Annotated in this window: 25 protein-coding genes and 3 tRNA genes; 17 read left to right on the top strand and 11 right to left on the bottom strand. The window is 60.5% G+C overall.

Annotation, left to right across the window (positions count from 1 at the left end):
* Positions 1 to 75: 75 nt before the first annotated feature.
* The gene (locus PQU92_RS01845; RefSeq protein ID WP_272746508.1) at positions 76 to 2022 is read right to left on the bottom strand and encodes an alpha/beta hydrolase family protein; all 1947 of its coding nucleotides are present in this window, start codon (positions 2020 to 2022) and stop codon (positions 76 to 78) included.
* Between the two features lie 254 nt (positions 2023 to 2276).
* Between PQU92_RS01845 and fabD the strand changes: the two genes are divergently transcribed.
* The 7 genes from fabD to gmk all read left to right on the top strand — a co-directional run bounded on the left by fabD (position 2277) and on the right by gmk (position 8389).
* A complete protein-coding gene (fabD, locus tag PQU92_RS01840) occupies positions 2277 to 3221 on the top strand; it encodes an ACP S-malonyltransferase (protein WP_272746507.1) in 945 nt (314 codons plus the stop codon).
* A gap of 13 nt (positions 3222 to 3234) precedes the next feature.
* Positions 3235 to 3975 (top strand): 3-oxoacyl-[acyl-carrier-protein] reductase, encoded by a 741-nt coding sequence (fabG, locus tag PQU92_RS01835; protein WP_272746506.1) that lies wholly within the window; start codon positions 3235 to 3237, stop codon positions 3973 to 3975.
* Between the two features lie 171 nt (positions 3976 to 4146).
* Positions 4147 to 4386 carry an acyl carrier protein gene (locus PQU92_RS01830; protein WP_023460990.1) on the top strand — a complete coding sequence of 80 codons (240 nt, stop codon included), beginning with the start codon at positions 4147 to 4149 and terminating at the stop codon, positions 4384 to 4386.
* A gap of 127 nt (positions 4387 to 4513) precedes the next feature.
* Positions 4514 to 5797: a beta-ketoacyl-ACP synthase II gene (fabF, locus tag PQU92_RS01825; RefSeq protein ID WP_272746505.1), complete on the top strand. Its 1284-nt coding sequence runs from the start codon at positions 4514 to 4516 to the stop codon at positions 5795 to 5797.
* Positions 5798 to 5799: 2 nt separating this feature from the next.
* On the top strand, positions 5800 to 6867 hold the full coding sequence (gene mltG / locus PQU92_RS01820; protein WP_272746504.1) for an endolytic transglycosylase MltG: 1068 nt from the start codon (positions 5800 to 5802) through the stop codon (positions 6865 to 6867).
* A complete protein-coding gene (locus tag PQU92_RS01815; protein WP_272746503.1) occupies positions 6864 to 7745 on the top strand; it encodes a YicC/YloC family endoribonuclease in 882 nt (293 codons plus the stop codon). The genes mltG and PQU92_RS01815 overlap by 4 nt, the downstream gene beginning before the upstream one ends.
* 2 nt (positions 7746 to 7747) lie before the next feature.
* Positions 7748 to 8389, top strand: coding sequence for a guanylate kinase (gene gmk / locus PQU92_RS01810; RefSeq protein WP_272746502.1), 642 nt, complete (start codon positions 7748 to 7750; stop codon positions 8387 to 8389).
* 192 nt (positions 8390 to 8581) lie between these two features.
* Here the strand turns inward: gmk and PQU92_RS01805 are convergent, their stop codons facing one another.
* The 3 genes from PQU92_RS01805 to PQU92_RS01795 are packed head-to-tail and all read right to left on the bottom strand — an operon-like array spanning position 8582 to position 10822.
* A complete protein-coding gene (locus PQU92_RS01805) occupies positions 8582 to 9067 on the bottom strand; it encodes a c-type cytochrome (protein ID WP_272746501.1) in 486 nt (161 codons plus the stop codon).
* A gap of 36 nt (positions 9068 to 9103) precedes the next feature.
* Complete coding sequence (locus tag PQU92_RS01800) at positions 9104 to 10138, bottom strand: hypothetical protein (RefSeq protein ID WP_272746500.1); 1035 nt, start codon at positions 10136 to 10138, stop codon at positions 9104 to 9106.
* A gap of 9 nt (positions 10139 to 10147) precedes the next feature.
* Positions 10148 to 10822 carry a hypothetical protein gene (locus tag PQU92_RS01795; RefSeq protein ID WP_272746499.1) on the bottom strand — a complete coding sequence of 225 codons (675 nt, stop codon included), beginning with the start codon at positions 10820 to 10822 and terminating at the stop codon, positions 10148 to 10150.
* A 109-nt stretch (positions 10823 to 10931) separates the two neighbouring features.
* Between PQU92_RS01795 and PQU92_RS01790 the strand changes: the two genes are divergently transcribed.
* Both PQU92_RS01790 and PQU92_RS01785 read left to right on the top strand, forming a co-directional pair.
* Entirely contained in the window at positions 10932 to 11495 is a 564-nt protein-coding gene (locus PQU92_RS01790) for a hypothetical protein (RefSeq protein ID WP_272746498.1), read from the top strand.
* A 119-nt stretch (positions 11496 to 11614) separates the two neighbouring features.
* Entirely contained in the window at positions 11615 to 12715 is a 1101-nt protein-coding gene (locus PQU92_RS01785; protein ID WP_272746497.1) for a VOC family protein, read from the top strand.
* Between the two features lie 4 nt (positions 12716 to 12719).
* Here the strand turns inward: PQU92_RS01785 and PQU92_RS01780 are convergent, their stop codons facing one another.
* Positions 12720 to 12989, bottom strand: a complete 270-nt coding sequence (locus PQU92_RS01780; protein ID WP_272746496.1) for a hypothetical protein — start codon at positions 12987 to 12989, stop codon at positions 12720 to 12722.
* Between the two features lie 76 nt (positions 12990 to 13065).
* Positions 13066 to 13141 (bottom strand) — tRNA-Thr (locus PQU92_RS01775).
* A gap of 160 nt (positions 13142 to 13301) precedes the next feature.
* Between PQU92_RS01775 and metG the strand changes: the two genes are divergently transcribed.
* Positions 13302 to 15017 (top strand): methionine--tRNA ligase, encoded by a 1716-nt coding sequence (gene metG / locus PQU92_RS01770; protein WP_272746495.1) that lies wholly within the window; start codon positions 13302 to 13304, stop codon positions 15015 to 15017.
* 20 nt (positions 15018 to 15037) lie between these two features.
* The gene (locus tag PQU92_RS01765) at positions 15038 to 15547 is read left to right on the top strand and encodes a DUF805 domain-containing protein (RefSeq protein ID WP_272746494.1); all 510 of its coding nucleotides are present in this window, start codon (positions 15038 to 15040) and stop codon (positions 15545 to 15547) included.
* On the opposite strand, the gene PQU92_RS01760 is transcribed toward PQU92_RS01765, so the two are convergent.
* Complete coding sequence (locus tag PQU92_RS01760) at positions 15544 to 16671, bottom strand: GNAT family N-acetyltransferase (RefSeq protein ID WP_272746493.1); 1128 nt, start codon at positions 16669 to 16671, stop codon at positions 15544 to 15546. The two genes, PQU92_RS01765 and PQU92_RS01760, sit on opposite strands and share 4 nt — an antisense overlap.
* Before the next feature lie 217 nt (positions 16672 to 16888).
* Here PQU92_RS01760 and PQU92_RS01755 point away from each other — a divergent pair, with 217 nt between their 5' ends.
* Positions 16889 to 17818, top strand: coding sequence for a CAP domain-containing protein (locus PQU92_RS01755; protein ID WP_272746492.1), 930 nt, complete (start codon positions 16889 to 16891; stop codon positions 17816 to 17818).
* A 182-nt stretch (positions 17819 to 18000) separates the two neighbouring features.
* Here the strand turns inward: PQU92_RS01755 and tuf are convergent, their stop codons facing one another.
* From tuf to PQU92_RS01740, 3 genes are all read right to left on the bottom strand, one after another.
* Positions 18001 to 19191, bottom strand: coding sequence for an elongation factor Tu (gene tuf / locus PQU92_RS01750; protein ID WP_272746491.1), 1191 nt, complete (start codon positions 19189 to 19191; stop codon positions 18001 to 18003).
* A gap of 50 nt (positions 19192 to 19241) precedes the next feature.
* Positions 19242 to 19315, bottom strand: a tRNA-Gly gene (locus PQU92_RS01745).
* Between the two features lie 79 nt (positions 19316 to 19394).
* Positions 19395 to 19478 (bottom strand) — tRNA-Tyr (locus PQU92_RS01740).
* A 163-nt stretch (positions 19479 to 19641) separates the two neighbouring features.
* On the opposite strand from PQU92_RS01740, the gene rlmB reads away from it, so the two are divergent.
* Positions 19642 to 20577: a 23S rRNA (guanosine(2251)-2'-O)-methyltransferase RlmB gene (gene rlmB / locus PQU92_RS01735; protein WP_272746490.1), complete on the top strand. Its 936-nt coding sequence runs from the start codon at positions 19642 to 19644 to the stop codon at positions 20575 to 20577.
* 131 nt (positions 20578 to 20708) lie between these two features.
* Positions 20709 to 21476: a YjbE family putative metal transport protein gene (locus PQU92_RS01730; protein WP_272746489.1), complete on the top strand. Its 768-nt coding sequence runs from the start codon at positions 20709 to 20711 to the stop codon at positions 21474 to 21476.
* A 35-nt stretch (positions 21477 to 21511) separates the two neighbouring features.
* Here the strand turns inward: PQU92_RS01730 and PQU92_RS01725 are convergent, their stop codons facing one another.
* Positions 21512 to 21940 carry a DUF805 domain-containing protein gene (locus PQU92_RS01725; RefSeq protein WP_272746488.1) on the bottom strand — a complete coding sequence of 143 codons (429 nt, stop codon included), beginning with the start codon at positions 21938 to 21940 and terminating at the stop codon, positions 21512 to 21514.
* A 160-nt stretch (positions 21941 to 22100) separates the two neighbouring features.
* Between PQU92_RS01725 and PQU92_RS01720 the strand changes: the two genes are divergently transcribed.
* From PQU92_RS01720 to PQU92_RS01710, 3 genes are all read left to right on the top strand, one after another.
* Positions 22101 to 22451 carry a YbaN family protein gene (locus tag PQU92_RS01720; RefSeq protein ID WP_272746487.1) on the top strand — a complete coding sequence of 117 codons (351 nt, stop codon included), beginning with the start codon at positions 22101 to 22103 and terminating at the stop codon, positions 22449 to 22451.
* Between the two features lie 124 nt (positions 22452 to 22575).
* Positions 22576 to 24807 (top strand): S9 family peptidase, encoded by a 2232-nt coding sequence (locus PQU92_RS01715; RefSeq protein WP_272746486.1) that lies wholly within the window; start codon positions 22576 to 22578, stop codon positions 24805 to 24807.
* Positions 24808 to 24919: 112 nt separating this feature from the next.
* Positions 24920 to 25744: a GIN domain-containing protein gene (locus tag PQU92_RS01710; RefSeq protein ID WP_272746485.1), complete on the top strand. Its 825-nt coding sequence runs from the start codon at positions 24920 to 24922 to the stop codon at positions 25742 to 25744.
* The last annotated feature ends 98 nt before the right edge of the window (positions 25745 to 25842 follow it).

Raw genomic sequence — 25842 nt, 5'->3', positions numbered from 1 at the left:
TGGTTTTCGGCTGCAATATTGCGCTTATGCAAAAGCTTAGGCTGGAATGATGATTAGATTTAGACTCATTCCGATCTAGTAGGCCGGATTATATTTTTCGACAAAGGCCAGAATCGTCTTGAGCATCTGTAACCGCGTTTCATCGCGCGACAGCCAGTGATCTTCGCCGGTTAAGGTGACGAATTCAACGGGTTTGCCGGCTTTTTGCAAGGCGTCGGCCATCTGTTTCGACTGGATGTATTCGACCACGGTATCGTCCTTGCCGTGCATCAGCAGAAGCGGGATGGTAACCTTATCGGCATTTTTCAATGGTGAGATCGAGTCCCAGCGGGCTTCATCGCCAAGGTAACGTTTCCAGTAACGAATAGCATCGCTGTTGGCGTCGCCGGACTGGCGGCCTTCACCTGCGATCATGCTTTTGAGATCGGATACCCCGGCATAAGAGGCCGCGCACCGATAGATGCCGTTATCAAAGGCCGCCGCCGCCATGGCCGCATACCCGCCATAGGAATAACCGACGATGGCCACACGTTTGGGGTCTATTATGCCTTTGTCGGCCAGATGTCGGACCCCGTCGGAAAGGTCGGTCTGCATCTTGCGGCCCCATTCGCCATAGCCTTTTTCGACGAAGGCGGTTCCGTAACCGCCGGAACCGCGGAAATTAGGCTGAAGCACGGCGTAACCGCGCGAGGCATAGGCATTGACATCCCAGCCAAAGCTAAGATCGTCGCGCGCCTGTGGCCCACCGTGGGGCAGGACGATCAGCGGCAGGTTCTTTTTGTCGCGCCCGGGCGGCAGGGTGAGGTAAGCCTCGATCTCAAGCCCGTCGGCGGCCTTGTAGGTAATGGCCTGTTTTTCTGCAATCCAGGCGGCGGGCAGGTCGGGATAGGCCTGACCCAGGCGCAGGTTCTGACCCGACTCGAAATCGATAAAGAAATAGGTCCCGGCGTCATCGGGTCCTTCGCTGTAGATAATGGTTTTACGCCCATCCTGCGCCAGACCGGTGATTTGCGTCCTATAGCCGGAAAATATGGCCTCGATCATCTGAGGCAGGGGCTTGAGCAGCGGATCGGTGTAGTCGTACTTGATCCATCCCGGATAGGTATAGGTGCCTGCGATCACGCCGGTCGCCGGATGACGCAAAAGGCCCTTCGTCTGTGTGGCGTCCTCGAACAGCGGCGTAAGCTTGCCGTTCATATCGACCTCGACATACTGATCGGCTAGCTTACCCTTATTGAAATAGACGACCGCCGTATCTGTGGTGCGCCCGATCCCAACCAGATTCGGCGTATCGATCTTCTCCACCTCCGTCAGAACGGTTTTCCAGCCACCCCGGTTCATTTCAAGGCTCCAGGTATAGGTGTCGCGACGGTAGTTCTGCCGTGCCACAAGTGTACCTTCGCGGGTGAAGGCCCACTCTCGTGTGTCGGGGCCGCCTTCGTCGACCTGGGAGGCCCGCCCGGTTTCGGGGTCGAATCGATTGAGGATGAACTGATACTTGACCCGCGTTATACCGACGGCCATCAGGCTGGCCTTATCGCCCTTGCGAACCACCGACGCGCCTGACCCCAGCACGGGAAAATAGTCGGCCATATTGTCATAGAGCGGTTTGGCCTTGCCGGTCTGCATGTTCAACGACAAAGCCATGAACCATTCGGCCTGGGTGTCCGATAGATTGGCCAGCGACGAGGTCGCCGAACTTTCGATCAGGATGTGGGAGTCGTCGATCCATTCCAGAGATCTGAGTTTCAGATTGCCAACAGGTTGTTTGAGTAGTTTCTGTGTAGAGAGGTCGAAGGCAATAAGGCTGCGTGCGGTGCCGCGCCCGGACACCATGGCCACCTGACGGCCATCCTTTGATAAGGTGACGTGATCCAGACCGGGCAGGTCGCCGAAGATTTCCAGCGGTGGCGGCGTGCCGAGCGCGTTCGCGGCAGAAGCAGGTTGCGGCAAGGCATTGACGGCGCCCACAGCGGTCATAGAGGCCAGCACGGTGCGGCGGTCGATGGTCGTTCTGGTCATGGATATTCCCCCGGTCCGGCGTATCTTCGCCCCAACGAAGTCCACGCCGTCATCACTATGTTCAAATGTAACCATAAGTACGTAGATCGGCCAATAGCTCATCAAAGCGACGGTGACATTTGGGCTGTGCATAAGTCCGAATGCGCAGGACCTGAGGCTTCAAAATACGGTGACACGGCGCTTGCCCCTTGCCCTTGGGGACGGTTTGGCCTAACCCATGCGCCCTCACGTTCAACAGGTTCGGACCTTAAACCATGACTTTGGCATTCGTTTTCCCGGGGCAGGGCGCGCAAAGCGTCGGTATGGGCGGAGAGCTTTATGACACCTTCGCCGCCGCCCGTGCGGTGTTCGAAGAGGTCAACGACGCGCTGGGGCAGGACCTGCTCAAGCTGATGCGCGAAGGCCCGGAGGCCGATCTGACCCTGACCGAAAACGCCCAGCCCGCCCTGATGGCGACGTCGCTGGCGGTGGTGCGGGTGCTCAAGGCCGATTTCGGTGTCGATGTATCGCAGGCCGCCTTCTGTGCTGGGCACAGCCTGGGCGAATATTCGGCGCTGGCGGCGATGGAAGTCCTGACCCTGTCGGATGCCGCGCGCCTGCTCAAGCTGCGCGGTCAGGCCATGCAGCGTGCCGTACCCGTCGGCGAAGGTGCCATGGCGGCCCTGATCGGCGCCAAGGCCGACCTCGATCTGGCCGAAGCCGCCTGCGAGGCCGGTCGCGCGGCGGGTGTGGTGGTGGTCGCCAATGACAACAATGCCGGTCAGATCGTCATTTCCGGCGAAAAGGCCGCCGTCGATCTGGCGATCGAAAAGGCCAAGGAACTGGGTGCCAAGGCCATGCTGCTCAACGTGTCCGCGCCGTTCCACAGCCCCCTGATGAAGCCGGCGGCCGAAGAAATGGCGGCGGCGCTGGGCAAGACGACGATCCACGATCCCAAGTCGGTGCTGGTCGCCAATGTCACGGCCCAACCGGTCGGCGACAAGGCGCAATACGTGCCGCTGCTGGTCGAGCAGGTCACGGGCCGCGTCCGCTGGCGCGAATCGGTGCAGTGGCTGGCCGGTGAAGGTGGCGTGACGAAATTCGCCGAACTGGGCGCAGGCAAGGTGCTGACCGGCATGATCAAGCGTCTGGCGCCCGATACGGAATCCGTCGCGCTGAACGGTGCCGCCGATTTCGAAGCTTTCGCTAAAACCCTTTAATTCAGGAGTCACCATGTTCGATCTTTCCGGCAAGACCGCGCTCGTTACGGGTGCCACCGGCGGCCTTGGGGCCAATATCGCCCGCGCTTTGCACAAGCAAGGCGCTAAGGTCGTCCTGTCCGGCACGCGCGAAGCCGTGCTTCAGGAACTGGCCGCCGAACTGGGCGACAACGCCTATGTTGCCGCCTGTAACCTGTCCGATGCCGCCGAAGTCGACGGCCTGATCGCCAAGGCCGAAGCGGCTGCAGGCTCGCCGCTCGATATCCTCGTCGCCAATGCCGGGATCACCAAGGACGGCCTGATCCTGCGCATGAAGGACGAGGACTGGGAGGCCGTGATCAAGGTCAATCTCGAATCCTATTTCCGCCTGTCGCGCGCCGCCGTGAAGGGCATGATGAAGCGCCGTTTTGGCCGTATCATCGGCATCACTTCGGTGGTCGGCGTCATGGGCAATCCGGGCCAGACCAACTATGCCGCCTCGAAGGCCGGTATGATCGGTTTCTCGAAGGCTCTGGGGCAGGAAGTGGCCAGCCGCAACATCACCGTCAACTGCATCGCGCCCGGTTTTATCGCCTCGCCGATGACCGACGTCTTGAATGATGCCCAGCGCGAGGCCATCTTGACCAAGATACCCGCCGGCAAGCTGGGCGAGGGTGCCGACATCGCGTCGGCCGCCGTCTATCTGGCCAGCAATGAGGCGGGCTACGTCACCGGTCAGACCCTGCACGTCAACGGCGGCATGGTGATGATCTAGGTTACGGATCGTTGCGTTTAGTTGTGCAAGACCACCCTGAGCCAGCGTTAAAACCGCTTGAAACCTGCACACAGTGTGCATAAAAGGCAGTTGGCTTAGATTCTTCTACCCGGCCCCAACAAAGCTTTAAGCCGCTTTGGGTCGTGTTTACAAACCTCTAGAGGGCCCGATATGTCTGAAGTTCTTGAACGTGTTCGCAAGATTGTGATCGATCACCTGGATGCCGATCCGGATAAGGTCACCGATAAGGCGAGCTTCATCGACGATCTGGAAGCCGACAGCCTCGACATCGTCGAGCTGGTCATGGCTTTCGAAGAAGAGTTCGACATCGAAATTCCCGATGACTCGGCCGAGCACATCCTGACCGTTGGCGACGCCGTCAACTACATTCAGGAAAAGCTGGCCGCTTAATCTGAATTACCGGATATAGGGCGTGGTTTACGACGGGTGTGCATACCGGTCCTAAGCCGCGCCCTCTTGCTATTCAGGGCGCGTGGGTTTTCATCACGCGTTCGTTGTTACGATAGGTAGGGTACGAATGGTTCGTCGCGTTGTCATTACGGGTCTTGGTCTCGTCTCGCCGCTGGGCGCAGGGGTCGAAATTTCCTGGAAACGTCTGCTGGAAGGTCAGTCGGGCGCCGGTCCGATCACCGCTTTCGACACCACGGACTATGCCTGTACGGTCGCCTGCGAAATCCCGATGGTGGACGGTCGCGGCGGCGGCGGCCCCGACATCGAAGGCTCGTTCGACCCGTCGAAAGTCCTGTCGAACAAGGAGCGCCGCAAGGTCGACGACTTTATCCTCTATGCCATCGCGGCGGCTGACGAAGCGCTGGACGATGCCAACTGGCACCCGGAATCCGACGACGATCAGTTCCGCACCGGCGTCATGATCGGGTCGGGTATTGGCGGTCTCGGCATCATCGCCGACACGGCGCTTGAGCTTAAGGAAAAGGGCCCGAAGCGCATTTCGCCCTTCTTCATCCCGTCGTCACTGATCAATCTGGCCTCGGGTCAGGTCTCGATCCGTCACGGCCTCAAGGGCCCGAACCACGCCGTCGTTACGGCCTGCGCCACCGGGGCTCATGCTATCGGCGACGCGGCGCGCCTGATCAAGTCCGGCGACGCCGATGTCATGGTCGCGGGTGGTGCCGAATCGGCCATCGTGCCGATCGGTATTGCGGGCTTCATCGCCTGCCGCGCCCTGTGCACGGCCTTCAACGACGAACCGACCAAGGCTTCGCGCCCCTACGACAAGGACCGTGACGGCTTCGTCATGGGCGAAGGTGCGGGCGTCGTCGTCCTCGAAGAATATGAACACGCCAAGGCGCGCGGCGCTAAGATCTACGCCGAAGTGCTGGGCTACGGCCTGTCGGGCGACGCCTACCATATCACCGCGCCTTCGGAAGACGGCGACGGCGGCTATCGCGCCATGATCGCGGCAGCCAAGAATGCGGGCATCGATCCGGCGACCATCGACTACGTCAATTCGCACGGCACCTCGACCATGGCCGACGGCATCGAGCTGAAAGCCATCGAGAAGTTCCTCGGTGAGCGCGCGGCGACCGGCACGGTTTCTTCGACCAAGTCGGCCATCGGGCACCTGCTCGGCGGCGCCGGTGCGGTCGAGGCCATCTTCTGCGCCCTGGCCATCCGCGATCAGGTTGCCCCGCCGACGATCAACCTCGACAATCCGGCCTATGAGACGACCATCGATCTGGTGCCCCATAAGGCCAAGCCGATGAAGATCGACACCGTCATGTCGAACTCGTTCGGCTTCGGCGGCACCAATGCGGCCCTGATCCTCGGTAAAGTCGACTAGTCATGGCGAAAAAGAAGGCCCGTCCTGCCCCGCGGCGAAAATCCAGACGCCTGATGGCGCCTGTGGCGGGCCTTTTGTCCGGTATCGTCCTGCTGCTTCTGGCGGCAGGACTCTTTGTTTATGCCAATACCTACGGCCCTGGCCCATCGGCGAAATCGGGTCAGGTGACCGCGGTCGTCGTCGAACGCGGGCAGGGCCTCAACGCCATCGCCAAGAAGCTCAAGGCCGCGGGCGTCATACGCTCGGTTGCGGCCTTCCGGCTGGCGGCCAAGTTCGACGGCCGCGATACGTCGCTGCGTGCAGGCACCTATGAATTCGCCTCGCGCCTGTCGATGATGGGCGTGCTGGATCAGATCCTCGAAGGCCGCGTCGTCCAGCACTTCGTCACCATCCCCGAAGGCCGCACCTCGGCCATGGCGGTACGCATCCTGATGGCCACCGACGGCCTAAAAGGCGATGTCGAGGTGCCGCCCGAAGGCTCGATTTTACCTGAAACCTATCAGTACGAGATCGGCGAGACGCGTCAGGCGGTGCTCGATCGTATGCTGGCGGCGGGGCGTGAAACGCTCGACGACCTGTGGGCCAAACGCGCGCCGAATCTGCCGATCAAGAGCAAGGAAGAGGCCCTGATCCTCGCCTCGGTCGTCGAAAAGGAAACCGGCATCGCGTCTGAGCGCCCAAAAGTCGCCGCCGTTTTCGTCAATCGCCTGCGCACGGGGATGCGGCTGCAGTCGGACCCGACCGTAGTCTATGGTGTTTCGAAGGGCGAACCGCTGGGGCGCGGTCTGAAGCGCTCGGAACTCGATACGCCGACGCCGTGGAACACCTATCTGATCGACGGGTTGCCGGTAACGCCGATCGCCAATCCGGGTAAGGCGGCGCTTGAGGCCGTGCTCAATCCCCCGGAAACCAAGGACGTCTATTTCGTCGCCGACGGCACGGGCGGCCATGTCTTTGCTGAAACCTACGATCAGCACCTGATCAACGTCGCCAAATGGCGCGTGATCGAGGCCGATGGCGGCAAGATTCAAACCGACGCGGCACAGACGGTTGCCAAGGAGGGCCAATGACCCTGTCGAGCATGACCGGTTTTGCCCGCGTCGAGGGCAGCCACGGCGATATCGGCTGGGTCTATGAGGCGCGCTCGGTCAATGGCCGCTCGCTCGATATCAAGGTGCGCACCCCCGCCGGGTACGACGCGGTTGAGCGTGCCGCCAAGGACCTCGGCAAGGCGCGGTTTCAGCGCGGTCAGGTGTCGCTGACGCTCTCGGTGCGGACGGCGGAAGCAAAATCCGACTTCACCATCAATCACAGGCTGCTCGACTACTATCTGGAGGTCGGACAAACCCTGATGGCGCAGGGGCAGGCGACCATGCCCAGCCTTGACGGGCTGTTGTCGCTGCGCGGTGTGATCGAAGCCGCTGGAAATGAAGACACGCCGGACGGGTTCGCGGTTATCGAAGCGCCGCTGCTGGCCGATCTGGGCGCGGTGCTGGAGCAACTGAAAGAGGCGCGTCTGCATGAAGGCCGCGCCCTGCACGACATTCTCAGCCAGCATCTGGCGACCATTACTGACGGCGTTGATCGTGCCGAGGCCTTGACGGTACAACAGGCCGATACGATCCGCGAGCGTTTTGCGCGCCGTGTGAACGAGCTTTTACCCGATAGCGATCTTCAGGAACGCATTCTTCAGGAAGCCGCCGTCATGGCCGTCAAGGCCGATGTGCGCGAAGAACTGGATCGTTTGCGCGCCCATATCGCGGCGGCGCACGAATTGCTGAATGATGCGGCGTCGCAGGGCCGCAAGCTCGACTTCCTGTCGCAGGAATTCATGCGCGAAGCCAATACCCTCTGTTCGAAATCGGCCTTCAACGACCTGACGAAAATCGGTCTGGACCTCAAGGCCGTCATCGATCAGTTCCGTGAACAGGTTCAAAACGTAGAGTAGAAATGCCCAATTCCCAGCGCCTCCGTCGTGGTCTTATGCTGATCGTGTCTTCGCCGTCCGGTGCGGGCAAGACGTCTCTGTGCCGTCGTCTGATGGCCGATCATCCGGACCTCGACCTGTCGATCTCGGTGACGACGCGTTCGGCGCGGCCGGGCGAAAAGGACGGTCGCGAGTACCACTTCATCAGCGAGGACGCGATGAACGGGCTGGTGAAGGACGACGCCCTGCTCGAATGGGCGGCGGTCCACGATCATCGCTACGGCAGCCCGCGCGAACCAGTCGAAAACGCGCTCTCAAAAGGCCAAAACGTGCTGTTCGACATCGACTGGCAAGGCGCGCAGCGTATCTCGGCCAAGGCCCCGTCGGACGTGGTGCGGGTCTTTATCCTGCCCCCGTCGATGGAAGAACTGAAACGCCGTCTCTATGCCCGCGCGCAGGACGCCGACGACGTCATCCAGCGCCGTCTGAGCCGCGCCAAGGGCGAGATCGCGCACTGGGCGGAATACGACTATGTGATCTTGAATGATGACTTCGACCGGTCCTATGCGGAACTGGTCCATATCTATCATTCGGAAACCGCGCGCCGTTCGCGTGGTCTGTGGATCGCGCCCTTCGTCGACGAACTGATGGGCGAAGAGATTTAAGCCCACTTATACCTCCCCAACTTGTTGGGGAGGGGGACCGCGCCTGAAAGGCGTGGTGGTGGGGTATCTTACTTAATCCACTGTCCGCGCGCTTAAAAAGCAAGAACCCCCACCACCACATCTCACCGCTGCGCGTCTCGTGCGGTCCCCCTCCCCAGCAAAGCTAGGGAGGTATAGATATGCAGAAGACGTTTACTTCTTCCCCGTCGTTTCGACCTTGAGCCAGGCGATCAGGTTGTGCCGTTCCGTCTCGTCCTTGAGGCCCATAAAGCCCATTTTAGTGCCAGGGACGGTCGATTGCGGGTGTGTCAGATAGTCGTCCATCGACGCGTAGTCCCACGTCACCTTATCCTTAGTGCCGTGCGCCTTCATGGCGTCGGAAAACTGATAATCGGCCTTGCTGCCCGCCACACGACCAAAGACGCCGAACAGATTCGGGCCCACCATATTGATCCCGCCCTCGACCAGGGTGTGGCACGAGCGGCACTTGTTCCACGCCTTTTCGCCTGCCGTCAGATCGGCGGTGTTATAGGGAGCGGGCAGGGTGGCCAACAAGGCGGCTTTTTCGGCCTCGGTCGGGCCCGCCGGTGGTGCGGCTTTCGGCGCACTGGCTGGCTTTTCCCCGCACGCTGTCAGCAATAACCCCGCCGTCAGAACCGTCATCGCAACACGCATCATCTGCCTCCCATAGTCCCGAGACGATGTAGCGCAGACCTAAAGGTCTGGCGAGATCACAATCGGCTCTATACGGCAAAATTGCAGCGTCGAAACGCCGCAGGGTTCGGCGTCATTGTCCTTATGCCCGTCCAACGGGATCAGGCGTACGGGGGTAAAGCCTTTGGCGGGGTCGACGCGGTAGGCGTATTGTTCCTTACCGATATCCTGCTGACGCCATTTCGTGCCGTTGGCGGCCTTGATCGATACGAACAGTACCGTCCGGCAATCGAGATACCCGCACGGGTCTTCGGCGCGTTTCGCCGCAAAATCCTCGCTGTCCGGAAACGCGCAATAGGACCAGCCGTTGTCGAAGCTCCAGTCGCCAATGCCGTCGCCGTTGAGGTCGGGGGCGCGGTTAGCGAGCGCCTGCTCGCTGGCCAGTTCGCCGCCACGTGATTTGCATGCTTCGGTCGCGGTGGCGATCAGGGCAGCCAACGGCGCAGGCGGATCGGGGGCATCGCTCAGATAATTGTCCATGGCTTGCGGCAAGGCGGCGACGTGGATCAGCGAGGCCTTGGCGTAGCGTGCCGATGCCATCAGATAGCCTTCGCGCGACCATTCGAAGGCGAACGGGCATTCGTCGGCGCCGAAGCTGCCGCAGGCGGTGCCGTGCAGGTCGACCCACAGCCACTGACGCTTTTCGTTCTGAACCGCGTGCAGTTTCCATTCACGAACCTGTTTGTCCATGACCAGCCGATAGTCGTCGCCGTCTTTGACCCAGATTTGCAGCGGACAACCGCCGGTGCCGCACAGCGCGCCTTGCGGATCGGCCTCGACGTCGATCATCCAGTCCGGCTCGGCATTTCCGCTCAGATAGACCGGCCGCAGAACCTTCTTTTTCAGGAAGATCGCGGTCTGGTTTGCTTTCGGTCGCGGGGCCCAGGCATTGTCCGGATCGGCGTAGTCGTAGTCGAAATACATTCTGATCGCGGCATCGGCGACGATTTTCGGCGGCTGAGGCGGGGCTGCCGATGCCATGAGCGGAATGACGAAAAACAACGCCGACAGAAGGGTTTGCCGCAACGGGTTCATCTGCGTGGCTTACCGGGCATAGGTGCCGGCGGGCGACCAGACGGCGGCGGGACCGCCCGACAGACCGACCGGCGGGACGACGATGGCGATGTCCTTGCCATCGACCTTAAGGCTGGCTTTCGTGGCCGCTGCCTCGACCCCCTGCTGCGAAAAAGGCAGGGCACCGGCAGGGCGATTGACGGTTTGGAGCGGCAACAGACCATTGAGTGTTACCTCGAACACATGACCAGCAACCCTAACCTTGGCTGACACGGTGTGCGGGGCTTTGCTGTCGTCGATGACGATCTCGGCGGGCAGGGCGGGGGCGGCTTCGAACGGCGTGCCTTTGAAGATATGCGGACCGAAATAGGCTCCGACTTCGGGCGTGCCGGACACAAAGCCCATGACCAGCGGAGGCTTGGTTGCGTCGGGCTGATACAGAATCATGCCGCTGGCGGCGCTTCCCTTAGGGGTGGTCACCAGACGAGCCACATGGACGATGACATTGGGCTGTTTCAGCGTCGAGTCGGTCACGGCGGCCAGATCGACCCCGCCTTCCCACGTCATCCATTGCGTGACATTGGCAGGTGCCGAAGCCGGTGCGGAAGCTGAGACCTCGTCGGTCGCTTCGGGTTTCGCACAGGCCGCCAGCGGCAGGAGGGCGAGGGTGCCGAGCACGGCGCGGCGGGCAAGCAGGTCGGACATGGTCGTTTCCCTATTGTGATGATGTCCGTACGCTAGGCCTGAATCGCCGCACCGCCCACTTACAAAGATTGTCATGTGAACCGCCGCCGCATTTCGGGTACGAAACGACATGATCGAAGCCCGCTTTACCCGTCTTTATAATCTGATCGTCATGGTGGGTATCGCCGCGTTGCTGGCGTTCGAGGCGTGGTTGCTGATCGGCGTCGGCGCGGGGTGGGAGATCGCGCGCACGGCGGAGGGCACGCACTTCGAGGTCAGCGAAGGCGCGGTATTCATCGCCCTCATGTGTCTGGTTTTCGTGCCCCTGTGGCTGACCCACGCGATCGACCTGATGCGGCCCGGCCTGATCCTGCGCATCGACCACACAGGCCTGTACGACCGTCGCCTGACACGCGGTCCGGTGCGCTGGGACGATATCGAAACGCTGCATCTTTATCGCAAGGGCTGGCAATGGATGCTGCAAATGGACCTCAAGCCCGCCACGGCGGACGGGCCGGATGACTATCGTCCGTCACAGGCCTATCCGATATTTGCACTCAACCGATTGGCGGCGCGCTGGCAGAAGCGGCCCGAGTTGCATATCGGGCTAGGCGGCCTGACGGTTGCCGACGCCGTCCTGATCGAGGCCATCCATAGCCAGCGTCCCGGTCTGATCGCACACGTACTTCCTTAACTGACGCCTTTCTTGAATCATGGCCTTAAATCACGGTCTTTTGACTCCGGCCACCGATAAGGTTTGTTAAGATAATCAGCGTAGGGTTGTGTCAAAAGCTTGGCGTGCGGGAGAAGATCATGGCGGCATATCGGACGGCATTGCCGGACCTCCCGTTCCTGCCTCAGAGCGAAAAGGCCTATTCGGCCCTGTATGCCGCGGCCATGGAGCGCCTGATCGAGGTCGTTCAGGCCCTGTCGCGCGCCCGCGACCTGAACCACGTCATCCGCATCGTGCGCGACGCTGCCCGTGAACTGACCGGGGCCGATGGCGCGACCTTCGTGCTGCGAGACGGCGAGCAATGCTACTATGTCGATGAGAACGCCATCGCGCCGCTATGGAAGGGCAAGCGCTTTCCCCTGAGCCTGTGCATCAGCGGTTGGGCCATGCTCAATCGCGAAACGGCCGTCATCGAGGATATTTACAGCGATCCGCGCATCCCGCACGAGGCCTATCGCCCGACCTTCGTCAAAAGTCTGGTCATGGTGCCGATCCGCTCTGAGCAACCCGTGGGATCGATCGGCAATTACTGGGCCCATAAACATCAGCCGACCGCTGAGGAGATCACCATTCTTCAGGCGCTGGCCGACTCGGCCTCGGTGGCGATGGAAAATGTGCGCCTGATTGCCGATCTGGCGCACAATGCCGAGGTTTTGCGCGGGCTGCAAACCCAACTGGACGCACAGGCCGATGTGCAAACCTTGCTGCGTGACGCCGTGGCGCGCGACGCAGATTTTCCTGATCTGGTGCAGCCCGAAGGCGCAGCGGCAAACACGAACGACGCCGTGCCGATGATTGCGACCACCCTGATGTTCAGCGGTCAGGCCGAAGAGGCCATGCGCTTTTACGTGTCGCTGTTTCCGGATTCGCGCATCGTCTCCCTCGACACCTACGGACTGAAAGAAGGCGGTAAGCCGGGCAGCGTCCGTCAGGCGCGCTTTACGCTCAACGGCAGCCCGTTTATCTGCCTCGACAGCCCTATCAAGCACGAGTTTGGGTTTACGCCCGCGACGTCGGTTACGATCAGCTGCGCCACCGAAGCCGAGGTCGACCGGCTGTTTACGGCCCTGTCCGATGACGGGCAGGTGCTGATGCCGCTGGCCGCCTACGATTTCAGCCCGCGCTTCGGCTGGGTCAATGACCGCTTCGGCGTGTCGTGGCAGATTAACTTATTCCGCTAAGGGCTTAAGATCGCCGGTAATTCTGCTCGATGTCCTGCGAATTGAGGCGTTCTTCCGAGCCATCGATATAGATGCGATATTCGATCGAACCGGCCTTGTTGACCTCACCCTGTTCAATGCGGTTGATGATCGCCGGACCGCCGTAGCGCGTCATGAGGTCGGGGTCCTTGATGCGGTGATTGACCGTCGGCGCGTCGGCGAAATCGAAATCGTCCGAAGCGAAAACCTCTTCACCGGTATTGTTGTCGAAGAAGCGATAGGCCAGACCGGGCATGGGGCGTCTCCCTTATGATTTAGCCTTTCAGCCTAACGCCGGGACGCGTAAAAAACCAATGCCGGGAGGGGAAATCTGGTGCCGGTTACAAGATTCGAACTCGTGACCTGATGTTTACAAAACAACTGCTCTACCAACTGAGCTAAACCGGCACACAGGTGGGCCGTTATGCCTATGCGATGTCACAAAGGCAACGGCAAAGACGAGCGCGCGACGACAATTTTGTGATTAATTCCCGACAAGGCGGTGTTTTCAGCGGGCGACATAGGCTAAGAACGGCGCACTGATTTCAATCGCTCCTTTGCTGGTCTCATGTCCCGTATCCTGATCACGTCCGCGCTCCCCTATATCAACGGCATCAAGCACCTCGGCAATCTGGCAGGGTCCATGCTGCCGGCCGATGTCTATGCGCGGTTCATGCGGGCGCGCGGACATGAGGTGCTCTATATCTGCGCCACCGACGAACATGGGACGCCCGCGGAACTGGCCGCCGCCAAGGCGGGGCAGGACGTGCGCACCTATTGCGACGAACAGCACGAGGTGCAGAAAAATGCCGGTGACACCTTCGGTCTGAGCTACGACTGGTTCGGGCGCTCGTCGTCGCCGGAAAACCGCGCCCTGACCCAGATGTTCTGTGAGGCTCTGGACAAGAACGGCTTGATCGAAGAACGCACCGACAAGATGGTCTATTCCATCGACGATGGACGTTTCCTGCCGGACCGCTACGTCGAAGGGACGTGCCCGCATTGTAAGTTCGAAAAGGCGCGCGGCGATCAGTGCGACAATTGCGGACGGCTGCTCGATCCGACGGAACTGATCGATCCCTATTCGGCGGTGTCGGGTTCGCGCAATCTTGAGGTACGCGACACCAAGCACCTCTATCTGCTGCAAACCAAGGTCGAGCCGCAACTACGCGCGTGGATCGAGTCGAAGACCGAGTGGCCGCAACTGGCGAAATCCATCGCCATGAAGCACCTCGAAGAGGGGCTGATTGATCGCGGCATAACACGCGACCTGAAATGGGGCGTGCCGGTGACCAAGGACGGCCAACCGCGCGAAGGCTTTGAAAACAAGGTCTTCTACGTGTGGTTCGATGCGCCGATCGAATATATCGGTGCTACGCAGGAATATTTCAATGCTCAGGGCGACGCCGACGGCTGGAAAAGCTGGTGGCGTCTCGATCAGGGCGCCGACGACGTGACCTATGTCGAATTCATGGGCAAGGACAATGTCGCCTTCCACACCGTCAGTTTCCCGGCGACGATCATCGGGTCAAATGAGCCGTGGAAGATGGTCGATACGCTGAAAGCGTTCAACTGGCTCAATTGGTACGGTGGCAAGTTCTCGACCTCGATGAACCGCGGCGTCTTCATGGATCAGGCGCTGGAGCTTCTGCCCGCCGATTACTGGCGCTGGTATCTGATCTCGCAGTCGCCGGAAGGCTCGGATTCGTCGTTCACCTGGGAGCAGTTTCAGGGCGCGGTGAACAAGGACCTCGCTGACGTGCTGGGCAACTTCGTCAACCGCATCACCAAGTTCACCGAAACCAAGATGGGCGGCGTGGTACCGGATGGCGGCGAGGCCGGCGAACTGGAAGAGAAACTCTATGCCGACCTGTCGGTGCTTCTGCGTGAGGCCACCGAAGCCTTCGAGGCGATGGAGATGCGCAAGGCCGCGCAGGCCGTCCGCGCCATCTGGGTGCTGGGCAATGTCTATTTGCAGGAAGCCGCGCCGTGGACCGCGCTCAAGACCGACGCCGTGCGCGCCGGGGTCGTGGTGCGTCACGGTCTGAATTTGGTGCGCCTGTTCGCGGTGCTGGCCCAGCCGCTGATCCCCTTCACGGCGGAAAAGATCGCCGCGACGGTAGGGGCGAGCTTGCCGCTTGACTGGCCGACCACGGACGCCCGGGCGGAACTGTCGAAGCTGGCAAGCGGTACGTCGGTCGCGTCCGGCGAAGTGCTGTTCAAAAAGATCGACGAGGACATGCTGGCCGACTGGGCCGCGCGCTTCGGCGGCGGCGAGGGCTAAACGGATTTAAAGGGGGGATTATGTCGTTTGTCGATGTGCTGTTCAGCGCCAAGGGGCGCATGCGTCGTCGTGACTATTGGATATATTCGCTCTCAGTAACGGCAGCCTTCTTTATAGCGGGCTATGCCGTGCATGCTTTTATTGGAACTGACGACTTCATCAGTGAAATAACCAGTGCGGGAACTATGTCCCCAACGCCCTTTCACTATTTCATGTTTGTCGTTCAGACCTTAGGGCAGTGGCCAGCGATCTGTATCATGGCTAAACGCTGGCATGATCGGAATAAAAGCGGATGGCTAGCATTGATAACGACGACAGTCTTACTCGTATTAGATTATGCGCCCCGTGTTCTGTGGAACCTCGGCCTCCCAGTGCCGGTCGATGGCTGGTTTGCTAATATGTGCAGTCTTTTTGATACGGCGATCGTGATCTGGATTTTCGTCGAATGCGGCTGTCTCGACGGCACAAAGGGGCCGAATAAATACGGCCCGTCGCCCAAGGGCATCGGCGTGGCCGAGGACGTCTTTTAAAACATCTCGACGGCGATCATCGTGCCGCCGATCAGGCCCAGCAGGCTGACGAAGGCCAGCACCGACTTGCGCGTCTTCATGACCACACGACGCGACAACTGCCAGCCCGCCATAACCTGACCCGACAGGCGCGTCTCGCAGGCCCGGATGATCGACACCCGCGTTTTCAGGTGCAGGTCGATCAGCGGCGCGGTCGTCTGGACATAGCCTTCGCGGCAGGGTTGACGATGCGTGGTCATGGTCGCCTTATAAATCTCATCGCCGCAGCCGAAATCGACGCGAGTGATGCCATCCTGCGCCGCCGCCTTGAGGATATCGAGCGACAGCAGAATGCCCGGGCCGTAACGGCTGTAGTCGGAGTCATAGGCCGGGAACCACAGGTGCAGGTCGGGGCCACTGCGCAGGACGATTTCGGCGGCGATGACCTGACCTTTATGGCGATAGACCCCGGCCATCAGACCGAAGCCGACATCGGTGTGTACGCTCAGGGCATTCAGCATGTCCTGCGTCCAGCCGCAGGCGAAGACGTCGTGCAGACCGGTGCGTTTATATTGACGGCGCTTGTGCGCCACGACCCAGTCGATCAGATCGGGCGAGGCGGTTTCCCATGTGAAAGCTAAGTCCGGCACGTCCTTGTGCAGGTTGCGGCGGCAGCGTTCGGTATTACGGTAAAACTTTTTGTGGGCGTCGTAGCAGGTCCGGTACTGAGCGTCGAAACCGTTGCTCAGATCGGCATAAAGGCGAAAACGCTCGGTGCCCTGTGCCAGCGGACTGACCCAGCCATTGAACTCGATACGGCGGCTTTTGAGGTGCGAGAGTACGTCGCCGATGTCGATGCGCGTGGTGGAGGCGGCAATCACGCCATGAAAATCGGTCAGCGGCGCGCCCAGCGGTTGAATGACACCTCCGCGCTTCTGAAACGGCAGGAAACCCATCAGGTAGCCGTCGGCATATAGTTTGGCGATGCGGGCGTGCGGGACCGTTTCGCCCAGGGCCACGACATAGCGGACATCGAAATAAGGCCCTGACAGATCGGGGTTTTCCGCCACCCATTGCGACCACAACGCCCTATCTGTATCGCTCAGTTCAGCCGGTCTGATCACGTCCACCCGCGTGATAGTCATATAAAATATTCCCCTGAAGGCTGAATTTTTTGTTTTGTCGCGCATTTGCTTCCGAAAACCGTTGCACACTTTTCGGAATGCGCTCTGGTCGCGCTCCACATTACATGCCTGAAACAAACGACACGTAAACACGGTCTCTTTTTATGCGCTAACCCCTGAACGTGGGTTTTGGCATCGGTGGCCGTGTGCCAAAGTCCCCGGTATGAAGGGGATTTCCATGAAAAAGCGCGTTTCCGCCTTAGCCATAATGTCTGCACTGATCGCCGGTCAGGCGGCCGCGCAGGACCCCGCCTATGCGTCGAAAGCGGCGGCGCTTTATCGCGTCGCGCCGGATATCGGCGGCTGCAAGGCGGGTGAACTGACGGCGGCGGAGAAACAAAAGGCGCTCGATACGGTCAACGATATCCGCCGTCTGCACGCCTTGCCGCCGGTGGTTTATGACCCGGCGGGCGATGAAGAGGTCATGCAGATTTCGCTGATGACGGCGGCCAATGGGCAGTTGAGCCACCTGCCACCGCAAAGCTGGCGTTGCTACAGCGAGGCGGGCGTGAAGGGGGCGCAGAGTGGTAATCTGCATGGCGGGCTGATCTCGCCTTATCTGGGCTTCGATACGACCGAGGATATTGTCATCGGCTGGGTGACCGAGGCCCGGAACGCCGTGCCGGATAGTGTGGGACACCGACGCTGGCTGCTCGATCCATTCCTGAAGAAAATCGCCTTCGGTCGGGTGAGCGGTCCTACGGCGGGCGGCATGACCGACGGTTCGGCGATCAAGGTCATCTATCCGTCCAATGGCGCGACGATGGCAAAGGTCGAGTTTGTCGCCTATCCACAGGGCGACTATCCGGCCAGATATTTCGATCCCAAGGCGCTGCTGTCATTCGCGGCGATCATCGACACGAGCTCAAGCTGGAACAATCAGGCGGTCGATTATTCGGCCGCCAAGGTGACCATTACGCGTCGTGGCGGGGGTGCGATCGGGCTTGGGAAAATCGCCTATGACACTTACGGTTTCGGGATGCCGAACAATTTGCAGGTCCAGACCCCGGTGCTGCAATACGGCGTCTATTATGACGTCAGCATCACCAATGTGAAGGTGAGGGGCGTCGCTCGGGATTACAGCTACTGGTTCAGGATTGTTCAGTAGCGCTTCGCGCCCCCTCCGTCTTTTTGCCTGCGGCAAAAACCACCTCCCCATCATCGCTATGCTCGATAGGGAGGAGGGAGAACAACAAAAAAAGCCCGCTGAGGTAACTCAACGGGCTTTCATTTGGTTTCGTTTGTCATGGGGTCAAGGGGCCTGAGGCCCCTTGCCTTAGATCATCGCAATTAGGCGAGGATCTTGGCCACGACGCCGGCGCCGACGGTACGGCCGCCTTCACGGATAGCGAAGCGCAGCTTCTCTTCCATGGCGATCGGCGTGATCAGCTCGACGTCCAGCTCGGCGTTGTCGCCCGGCATGATCATCTCGACGCCTTCCTTCAGCTTCACGATACCCGTCACGTCGGTCGTGCGGAAGTAGAACTGCGGACGGTAGTTGGTGAAGAACGGCGTGTGACGACCGCCTTCTTCCTTCGTCAGGATGTAGGCTTCGGCGATGAACTTGGTGTGCGGGGTGATCGAACCCGGCTTGCACAGCACTTGGCCGCGCTCGACGTCTTCGCGCTTGGTGCCGCGCAGCAGAACGCCGACGTTGTCGCCAGCTTCACCCTGATCGAGCAGCTTGCGGAACATTTCGACGCCCGTGCAGGTCGTCTTCTGAACCGGACGGATGCCGACGATTTCGACTTCTTCACCGACCTTAACGATACCGCGCTCGACGCGGCCGGTCACAACCGTACCACGGCCCGAGATCGAGAACACGTCTTCAACCGGCATCAGGAACGGCTGGTCGATCGGACGCGCCGGCTGCGGGATGTACTCGTCAACCGTCTTCATCAGTTCCAGAACGCGCTGTTCGCCGATTTCCGGGTTTACACCGTCGGTCGCGGCCTTGGCCGAGCCCTTGGTGATGGGGATATCGTCGCCCGGGAACTGGTACGACGACAGAAGTTCACGAACTTCCATTTCGACGAGTTCCAGCAGCTCTTCGTCGTCGACCAGATCGACCTTGTTCATGAACACGACCAGGGCCGGCACGCCGACCTGACGGGCCAGCAGGATGTGCTCGCGCGTTTGCGGCATCGGGCCGTCAGCGGCCGAAACGACCAGGATCGCGCCGTCCATCTGAGCCGCGCCGGTGATCATGTTCTTCACGTAGTCGGCGTGACCCGGGCAGTCGACGTGCGCATAGTGACGGTTTTCCGTCTCATATTCCACGTGCGCCGTGTTGATCGTGATGCCGCGGGCCTTTTCTTCCGGCGCCGCGTCGATGTCTTCGTACTTTTTCGCCGTCGCGCCGCCCGACTTCGCCAGCGTCATCGTGATCGCCGCCGTCAGGGTCGTCTTGCCGTGGTCAACGTGACCAATCGTGCCGATGTTGCAGTGCGGCTTGCTGCGGTTGAATTTTTCCTTGGCCATAGGTCCAGGCTCCAATTTGCCCAAAGCGGGCTAAGGGTTTCAAAAATTTCTGGAGCGGGTAGACGGGATCGAACCGACATCCTCAGCTTGGAAGGCTGCTGCACTACCATTGTGCTATACCCGCCCGTTTCGAACGCATGGTGCCATGCGGTTCGTACAGGGATGATCCGAAGCTGTAGGGAAAGGGTTTTGAGACTGTGCGATGGTGGGGGAAGCAGGACTCGAACCTGCGAAGCTTACGCAGGGGATTTACAGTCCCCCCCCTTTGCCGCTCGGGACATTCCCCCAAACGCACGGTGTCTCAAAACCGGTCGTCCTTAAACTCAATCTTTCGCAAAAGAACAAGCCCAAAAACGAAAAAACTTTTTGGTTTCTGTGGATGCCCGCAGTAAAGAGGGCGCCCAATCGACCCAAAAGCCTTCCCGGCCTCAAATCGGAGCGCGTCTTATAGTGTCATCAAATCGCGAACGCAACGACCCTAAGGCGCGCAAGGGGCAAAACTTCGACAAAAAATCGGGTTTTCAGGGGAAAAGTCGCGATAAGGGGCCTGCGCGCCCCGTGATGCAGGACGGTGGGCGTCCTTCGAAATCTCAGTCTTTTCAAAAGCCTAAGGCCAGCGAAGATGGGTGGGTGTGGGGCCTGCACGCGGTCGACGCGGCGCTTAAAAATTTGTCGCGTAAGGGGCCGATCCGGCTTTATCTGACGGCGGAGCGGCAGAAAACCCTGTTTGCGGGGGCTTTGAAACGCGGTGATGTGCATCAGCGCCTGACCGAAATGGCGGAGTTCTCCAGCTTTCTGCCGCAGGGCGCGGTCCATCAGGGCATCGCGCTCAATGCCCCGCCGCTGGACGGCGAAGATATCGATTCGCTGATGGAGCTGGCCCTCAATCGTCCGACCCCGGTCATTATCATGCTCGATCAGGTCACCGATCCGCAGAATATCGGCGCGATCTTCCGCACCTGCGCGGCGTTCGGGGCGGCGGGCCTGATCATGCAGGATCGCCATTCGCCGGTCATGCAGGGCGTGCTGGCCAAGACGGCCGCGGGCGCGATGGATATGGTGCCGTTTGCGCGCGTGACCAACCTGTCGCGGGCGCTTGAGGCGCTGTCGGAAAATGGTTTCGTCACGCTGGGCATGGCAGGTGAGGCCGAACACAGCCTGCAAGCCGTCCTTGAGCAGCAGGTCTGGCGCGGTCAGGGCAGCCCGCGCGGTCTGGTCATCGTCATGGGCTCGGAAGGCGAGGGCATCCGCCGCCTTGTGGCCGAACACTGCGATTTTCTGGTCAAGATCCCCATGCCCGGCGGATTCGAGAGCCTCAATGTCAGCCACGCGACATCGATTGCGCTGTATGAAAGCCTCGGTCGCGAGATTATCCCTGCAGAATAGTCTTTTTCGCGCATTTGATTCCGAAAACCGCTGCACACTTTTCGGAATGCGCTCTTAACCCTCTGGACAAGGGCGCGGCGCAAATCTAGGACAGGAGCCATCCTCCTTTCATTCGTAACGAGCGCGACCGCATGGACATCCTCAGCAGCCCCGATTTCCTGTCTCAGGTTTCGGCCTTTTTTTCGGTCGTGTTTATCGATCTGGTCATGGCGGGCGATAATGCCGTGGCCGTCGGTCTGGCGGCAGCGGGTCTGGCGGCGCACGATCGCAAGAAGGCCATTCTTTACGGCCTGATCGCCGCCGTCATCATGCGCATCGGCTTCGTGCTTATCACGGCGCAGTTGCTGAGCGTCGTCGGGCTTCTGTTCGCGGGCGGTCTGCTGCTGTTGTGGGTCGCATGGAAGATGTGGCGCGAACTGCACGAGCAGGAAGCCGAAGCCCGCGCCAAGGCCAACCTCGAAGACGCGACCGGTGCCGACATCAATGGCGAAAGCATGGGCGGCGCCGCAGCCACCCCCGCCAAGACCAAGAGCTTCAAGACTGCCGTCATTCAAATCCTGATTGCCGACCTCTCGATGTCGCTCGACAACGTGCTGGCGGTGGCCGGGGCGTCGCGTCAGCATCCGGAAATCATGGTCTTCGGCCTGATCCTTGCCATCGCCCTGATGGGGGTCGCTTCGCACTTTATCGCCAAGGTCCTGCACAAATTCCGCTGGATCGGCTTCGTCGGTCTGGCCGTCATCCTCTATGTGGCGTGCAACATGATCTGGGAAGGTCACCGTGACGTCGTCGTCGATCTGAAAAAGGTCGATGAATATAATCAGGTGGTGCCGGACTTCATGGACATCACGCAAAAGGATATCGACCACTTCACGCACGGCGGTAAAGCGGCACATTAAACCAGAAGCGCCTGAATTCAGGCGCTTCTGTCGTTTCAGGGCATGTCTTCGGGCATGTCCTCCAGCCGGTAGGACGACAGCCGGGCGCGATAGCCGTCGGGTGACGGCCCGAAACGATTCGTGCCCCGCTGCCCGGCCAGAAAGCCGCATTCGATCAGCGCCCAGAGCTGCCCCACAACCGGTATCAGGGCGAACAGACTCCACCAGCCGGACTTGCCGCGGTCGTGCCAGCGCTTGGCCAGCAGGCAGAAACCGATCCAGGTCAGCGGCACGGCCAGCACCAGCCACGGCCCCAAAGGCTGGGCTTGCAGGCTTTCAACAGAGGTCGGCAGGCTGTTGGACAGCAAGGACGTATTCAGAAACGCCACGACGCTTATCAGCAGGAAGAGCGTGATCGTCCACGCCCAGAAGCCGAGTCGGGACAGGCGTCCATTGGGGTTCAGCAAAGTGTCTATGATATTCATGGTTCCTCCCGTTCGGCCTCTCACGCTGCGGGCCGACTCTTGTATCGGACGAATTTACCATAACGCCGTTCATTCAAAAGGCCGCCGCCGGTAAACTTGTCGGGAGGGCTGCGACAAGATTGCAGATGCGTATGATGAAAATTGAGGCTATGCTCTGCAAATGCGAATAGTTCTGAACATTCTCGGTCTGTTGTTCGTGGCGCTCGGTATCATCGGCATGTTCCTGCCGGTCATGCCGACGACGGTGTTCTGGATTATCGCGGCGGTGATTTTCGCGCGCTCCAACCCCGAATGGGAGCGCAGGATCATGGCGCATCCGAAATTCGGCCCGCCGATCAAGGCCTTTCGCGAGCGCGGCGTCATCGGCCGCACGGCCAAGATCGCGGCGGTCGGCGGCATGACGGTGTCGTCGCTGATCGGGTTTTTCACCCTGCGCGGTGTATGGATGTGGGTGCCGGCGGGGGTATGCGCCCTGTGCGCCCTCTATGTGTTGTCTCGGCCTTCGGAATAGTAACCGACGTAACCGCTTGACCGTTGCGGCGTGATAGGTCTAGCCTCCCGCATCGAGCGCATCCCGAAAAGTGGCCACCGGTTTTCGGAGGAGATGCGCGTCAAAAAAGTTCCGGGATATTTCCATGTTCAAAACCGCCACCGCTGCCGCCGCGCTGCTCGGAGTCACGCTGATGTTTTCGCCGATGAGCGCCGCCGCGCAAGCCACCCTGACGCCGGAGCGCGTGTTCGCCGATCCGGACCTGTCGGGGCCGAAGGCGGTGGGGGCCAAGCTGTCGCCGGACGGCACATTGCTGACCTTTCTCAAGCCGAAACTGAGCAATGCTACGGTGCAGGATCTGTGGGCGGTCGATGTCAAGGGCGGGGAGCCTTACGTGCTGGTCGATGCCGACAGCCTGTCGTCGGCGGGCAAGGAACTGTCCGAAGCCGAAAAGGCGCGGCGCGAACGGATGCGCGTTTCGGCGCGCGGTGTGGTGGCCTATGACTGGGACTCGTCGTCGAAGTCGATTCTGGTGCCGCTCGATGGCGATATCTACATCGTCGATCGTGCCACGAAGAAAATTACCCGCGCCACGCAAACCGAAGGCGACGAGGTCGATGCCAAGCTGAATCCGAAAGGGGGCCAGGTCGCCTATGTCCGCGATCAGACGCTTTATGTGCAGGATCTGGCTACCGGCAAGGAAATTGCCGTCTCGCCGAAGGGCGAGGGGGTGATCTCCTATGGTGTGGCCGAGTTCATTTCGCAGGAAGAACTGGGGCGTTATACGGGTTACTGGTGGTCGCCGGACGGTAGCAAGATCGTTTATGCCAAGGTCGATGAAACCCCCGTCGATATCGTAGAGCGCTTTGAGATCAGCGGTACGGGCGCGAAAATCATCGATCAGCGCTACCCCAAGGCCGGACGCCCCAACGCCATCGTCAGCCTGTTCGTGCACGATATGAAGACCGGCACCGATACGCCGCTCGATCTGGGGGCCAATACGGACATCTATCTGGCGCGCGTCAACTGGGCGGCGGACGGGCAGTCGATCTATGTTCAGCGCCTGAGCCGAAATCAACAAACCCTTGATCTGCTGAAATATTCGGCGACTGGCGGCGCGGCGCAAACCGTGCTCAGCGAGACTTCGGACACCTGGGTCGAGTTGCACAACGACCTGCGTCTGCTGAAAGACGGCGGCTTCATCTGGTCGTCGGAACGCGACGGCAACAACCACCTCTATCTGTATGACAAGGCGGGCAAGCTGGTCCGGCAGGTGACGCACGGCGACTTCCCGGTCGCCAAGGTCGCGGCTCTGGACGAGGCCAAGGGCGAGGTATGGTTCGAGGCGTCGTACAAAACGCCGATCGAAATGGGCCTGTACAAGGTCGCCTATACGAAGGCCGCCGAACCGGTCGCCCTGACCAAGGACGGCGGCTGGTGGGCGACCGATGTCGCGGGTAATGGCAAGGCCTTTATCGGCACCTATTCCGACCCGGCGACGCCGTCGCAGACTGCGCTCTATGACTCGACCGGCAAGCGCGTGCGCTGGATCGAGGAAAACGCCTACACCGACAAGCATCCGTACTTCGCCTATAAGGACAGCTACAGCGCGCCGGAATTCGGTACGATGAAAGCCGCCGATGGTGAAACCCTGCACTGGCTGATGCTGAAACCCAAGGGCTTCGATCCGGCGAAGAAATATCCGGTCATCGTCTCGATCTACGGCGGTCCGGCGCGTCAGGACGTCAAGCGCGCCTGGGTCTCACCGGCCAATCGCCTGTTTCAGGAGGCCGGTTACATCGTCTTCGTCCTCGATAACCGTGGGACGCCCAATCGCTCGGTCAAGTTCCAGCGCGCCATCTATAAGTCGTTCGGCGGGGCGGACATCGACGACCAGATCGCGGGCGGCAAGTGGCTGCAAACCCTGCCTTACGTGAAGGCGGACAAGATCGGCATGATGGGCTGGTCGCAGGGCGGCTTCGTCACCCTGATGGCCTTGACGGCCAAGGATACGCCGTTCGTCGCCGGGGCCGCCGGCGCGCCGCCGACCGAGTGGGGGTTGTATGATACCGCCTATACCGAGCGCTATATGTCGATGCCGCAGGCCAATGCCGAGAATTACGCGAAGTATGATGTGGTCAACCGTCTTGATAATCTCAAGCCGAACAGCCTGCTGCTGATGCACGGCATGGCCGATGACAATGTGATCCTGCAGAACACGACGCGGGTCATCGACGGCCTGCAAAAGAAGTCGATCCCGTTCGAACTGATGCTGTTCCCCGGCGAGCGTCACGGCGTGCGCGGCAATGCTAAGAACCTGTTCCGCTACCGGCTCTATCTCGACTTCTTCGCCCGCAAGCTTAAGGATTCGGAGTAGGTCCCGAGACACTTCGTTACATTACAAGTGCTTCATGACAGCTAATTAAGTTGTCTCAGGCGCCCGCCGTGCGGCAAAATCGTTTCATCAGATCCATTTAGGGGCTAACGAAATGATCAAATCCGTACTGGCGGGCGTTGCCGTCTCCACGCTGGCGCTGGCGGCCGCACAGGCCCATGCCGCCACCGAGGTCGAACTCAAGAATGTGGCCGCCCGCGTCATCGTCACGCCGGAAGACCGTAGCGACGTCAAACTGACCGTGGCCTATGGCAAGGCGCAACTGCCGAAAATCCTGATCGCGACGCGCGGCGACCGCCTGATCGCCAACGGGCAACTGGGCAAGAGCGTCCATTGCGCCGGTGGCAATGCCCGCATCAACGGCAAGGGCACCTTCGCCCAGAACGACCTGCCGGTGATCCATATCCGCGTACCGCGTGACGCCAAGGTGGCCGCGGGCGGCGCGGTCTATGGCCGCATCGGTGCCACGCGGTCGCTGGAGTTTGCGCTGGGCGGCTGCGGCGACTGGAGCGTGGACGATGTCGAGAAAAAGGCCGAACTGAGCATCGGTGGGTCCGGCACGGTACGGGCGCGCAATGTCGGCGAGGCGGAAATCGCCGTCGGCGGCTCGGGCGATGTCTATGCCGGACGCGTTGGCAAGCTGGAAGGGGCCATCGGCGGTTCGGGCTCGATCAATGTGAACGAAATCAATGGCCCGGTCGAAATCGCTATCGGTGGGTCGGGCGATGTGAAGATCGATAAGGGCATCTCGCCCAAGGTCGAGGTCAGCATCGCCGGTTCGGGCAATGTGCGCTTCAACGGCGAGGCGCGGGACGTCGAGCTTTCGGTTGTCGGCGCCGGTGACGTGACGATTCGCAAGGTGACGGGCCGGGTGTCGAAAAGCGTCATGGGTTCGGGCAACGTGCACATCGGTAACTGACAGAATTTGTCGCGGTAAATCCCTATAAGGATTGCGACGCCAATATCTCCGCCGGTTCATCACGTCCCGGCGGCGATCCAGGAAAAGGCCTGATCCCT

Origin of the sequence: Asticcacaulis aquaticus, assembly GCF_028550415.1 — a bacterium.
GTDB classification, from domain to species: domain Bacteria; phylum Pseudomonadota; class Alphaproteobacteria; order Caulobacterales; family Caulobacteraceae; genus Asticcacaulis; species Asticcacaulis aquaticus.
The sequence above is the reverse complement of the archived record's forward strand: the minus strand, read 5'-3'. Positions and strand labels throughout refer to the sequence as shown.

Excerpts from the sequence above, each read along its gene's own strand:
- PQU92_RS01845 (WP_272746508.1), bottom strand. The coding sequence starts at position 2,022 with ATGACCAGAACGACCATCGACCGCCGCACCGTGCTGGCCTCTATGACC.
- fabD (WP_272746507.1), top strand. The coding sequence starts at position 2,277 with ATGACTTTGGCATTCGTTTTCCCGGGGCAGGGCGCGCAAAGCGTCGGT.
- fabG (WP_272746506.1), top strand. The coding sequence starts at position 3,235 with ATGTTCGATCTTTCCGGCAAGACCGCGCTCGTTACGGGTGCCACCGGC.
- PQU92_RS01830 (WP_023460990.1), top strand. The coding sequence starts at position 4,147 with ATGTCTGAAGTTCTTGAACGTGTTCGCAAGATTGTGATCGATCACCTG.
- fabF (WP_272746505.1), top strand. The coding sequence starts at position 4,514 with ATGGTTCGTCGCGTTGTCATTACGGGTCTTGGTCTCGTCTCGCCGCTG.
- mltG (WP_272746504.1), top strand. The coding sequence starts at position 5,800 with ATGGCGAAAAAGAAGGCCCGTCCTGCCCCGCGGCGAAAATCCAGACGC.
- PQU92_RS01815 (WP_272746503.1), top strand. The coding sequence starts at position 6,864 with ATGACCCTGTCGAGCATGACCGGTTTTGCCCGCGTCGAGGGCAGCCAC.
- gmk (WP_272746502.1), top strand. The coding sequence starts at position 7,748 with ATGCCCAATTCCCAGCGCCTCCGTCGTGGTCTTATGCTGATCGTGTCT.
- PQU92_RS01805 (WP_272746501.1), bottom strand. The coding sequence starts at position 9,067 with ATGATGCGTGTTGCGATGACGGTTCTGACGGCGGGGTTATTGCTGACA.
- PQU92_RS01800 (WP_272746500.1), bottom strand. The coding sequence starts at position 10,138 with ATGAACCCGTTGCGGCAAACCCTTCTGTCGGCGTTGTTTTTCGTCATT.
- PQU92_RS01795 (WP_272746499.1), bottom strand. The coding sequence starts at position 10,822 with ATGTCCGACCTGCTTGCCCGCCGCGCCGTGCTCGGCACCCTCGCCCTC.
- PQU92_RS01790 (WP_272746498.1), top strand. The coding sequence starts at position 10,932 with ATGATCGAAGCCCGCTTTACCCGTCTTTATAATCTGATCGTCATGGTG.
- PQU92_RS01785 (WP_272746497.1), top strand. The coding sequence starts at position 11,615 with ATGGCGGCATATCGGACGGCATTGCCGGACCTCCCGTTCCTGCCTCAG.
- PQU92_RS01780 (WP_272746496.1), bottom strand. The coding sequence starts at position 12,989 with ATGCCCGGTCTGGCCTATCGCTTCTTCGACAACAATACCGGTGAAGAG.
- metG (WP_272746495.1), top strand. The coding sequence starts at position 13,302 with ATGTCCCGTATCCTGATCACGTCCGCGCTCCCCTATATCAACGGCATC.
- PQU92_RS01765 (WP_272746494.1), top strand. The coding sequence starts at position 15,038 with ATGTCGTTTGTCGATGTGCTGTTCAGCGCCAAGGGGCGCATGCGTCGT.
- PQU92_RS01760 (WP_272746493.1), bottom strand. The coding sequence starts at position 16,671 with ATGACTATCACGCGGGTGGACGTGATCAGACCGGCTGAACTGAGCGAT.
- PQU92_RS01755 (WP_272746492.1), top strand. The coding sequence starts at position 16,889 with ATGAAAAAGCGCGTTTCCGCCTTAGCCATAATGTCTGCACTGATCGCC.
- tuf (WP_272746491.1), bottom strand. The coding sequence starts at position 19,191 with ATGGCCAAGGAAAAATTCAACCGCAGCAAGCCGCACTGCAACATCGGC.
- PQU92_RS01730 (WP_272746489.1), top strand. The coding sequence starts at position 20,709 with ATGGACATCCTCAGCAGCCCCGATTTCCTGTCTCAGGTTTCGGCCTTT.
- PQU92_RS01725 (WP_272746488.1), bottom strand. The coding sequence starts at position 21,940 with ATGAATATCATAGACACTTTGCTGAACCCCAATGGACGCCTGTCCCGA.
- PQU92_RS01720 (WP_272746487.1), top strand. The coding sequence starts at position 22,101 with ATGCGAATAGTTCTGAACATTCTCGGTCTGTTGTTCGTGGCGCTCGGT.
- PQU92_RS01715 (WP_272746486.1), top strand. The coding sequence starts at position 22,576 with ATGTTCAAAACCGCCACCGCTGCCGCCGCGCTGCTCGGAGTCACGCTG.
- PQU92_RS01710 (WP_272746485.1), top strand. The coding sequence starts at position 24,920 with ATGATCAAATCCGTACTGGCGGGCGTTGCCGTCTCCACGCTGGCGCTG.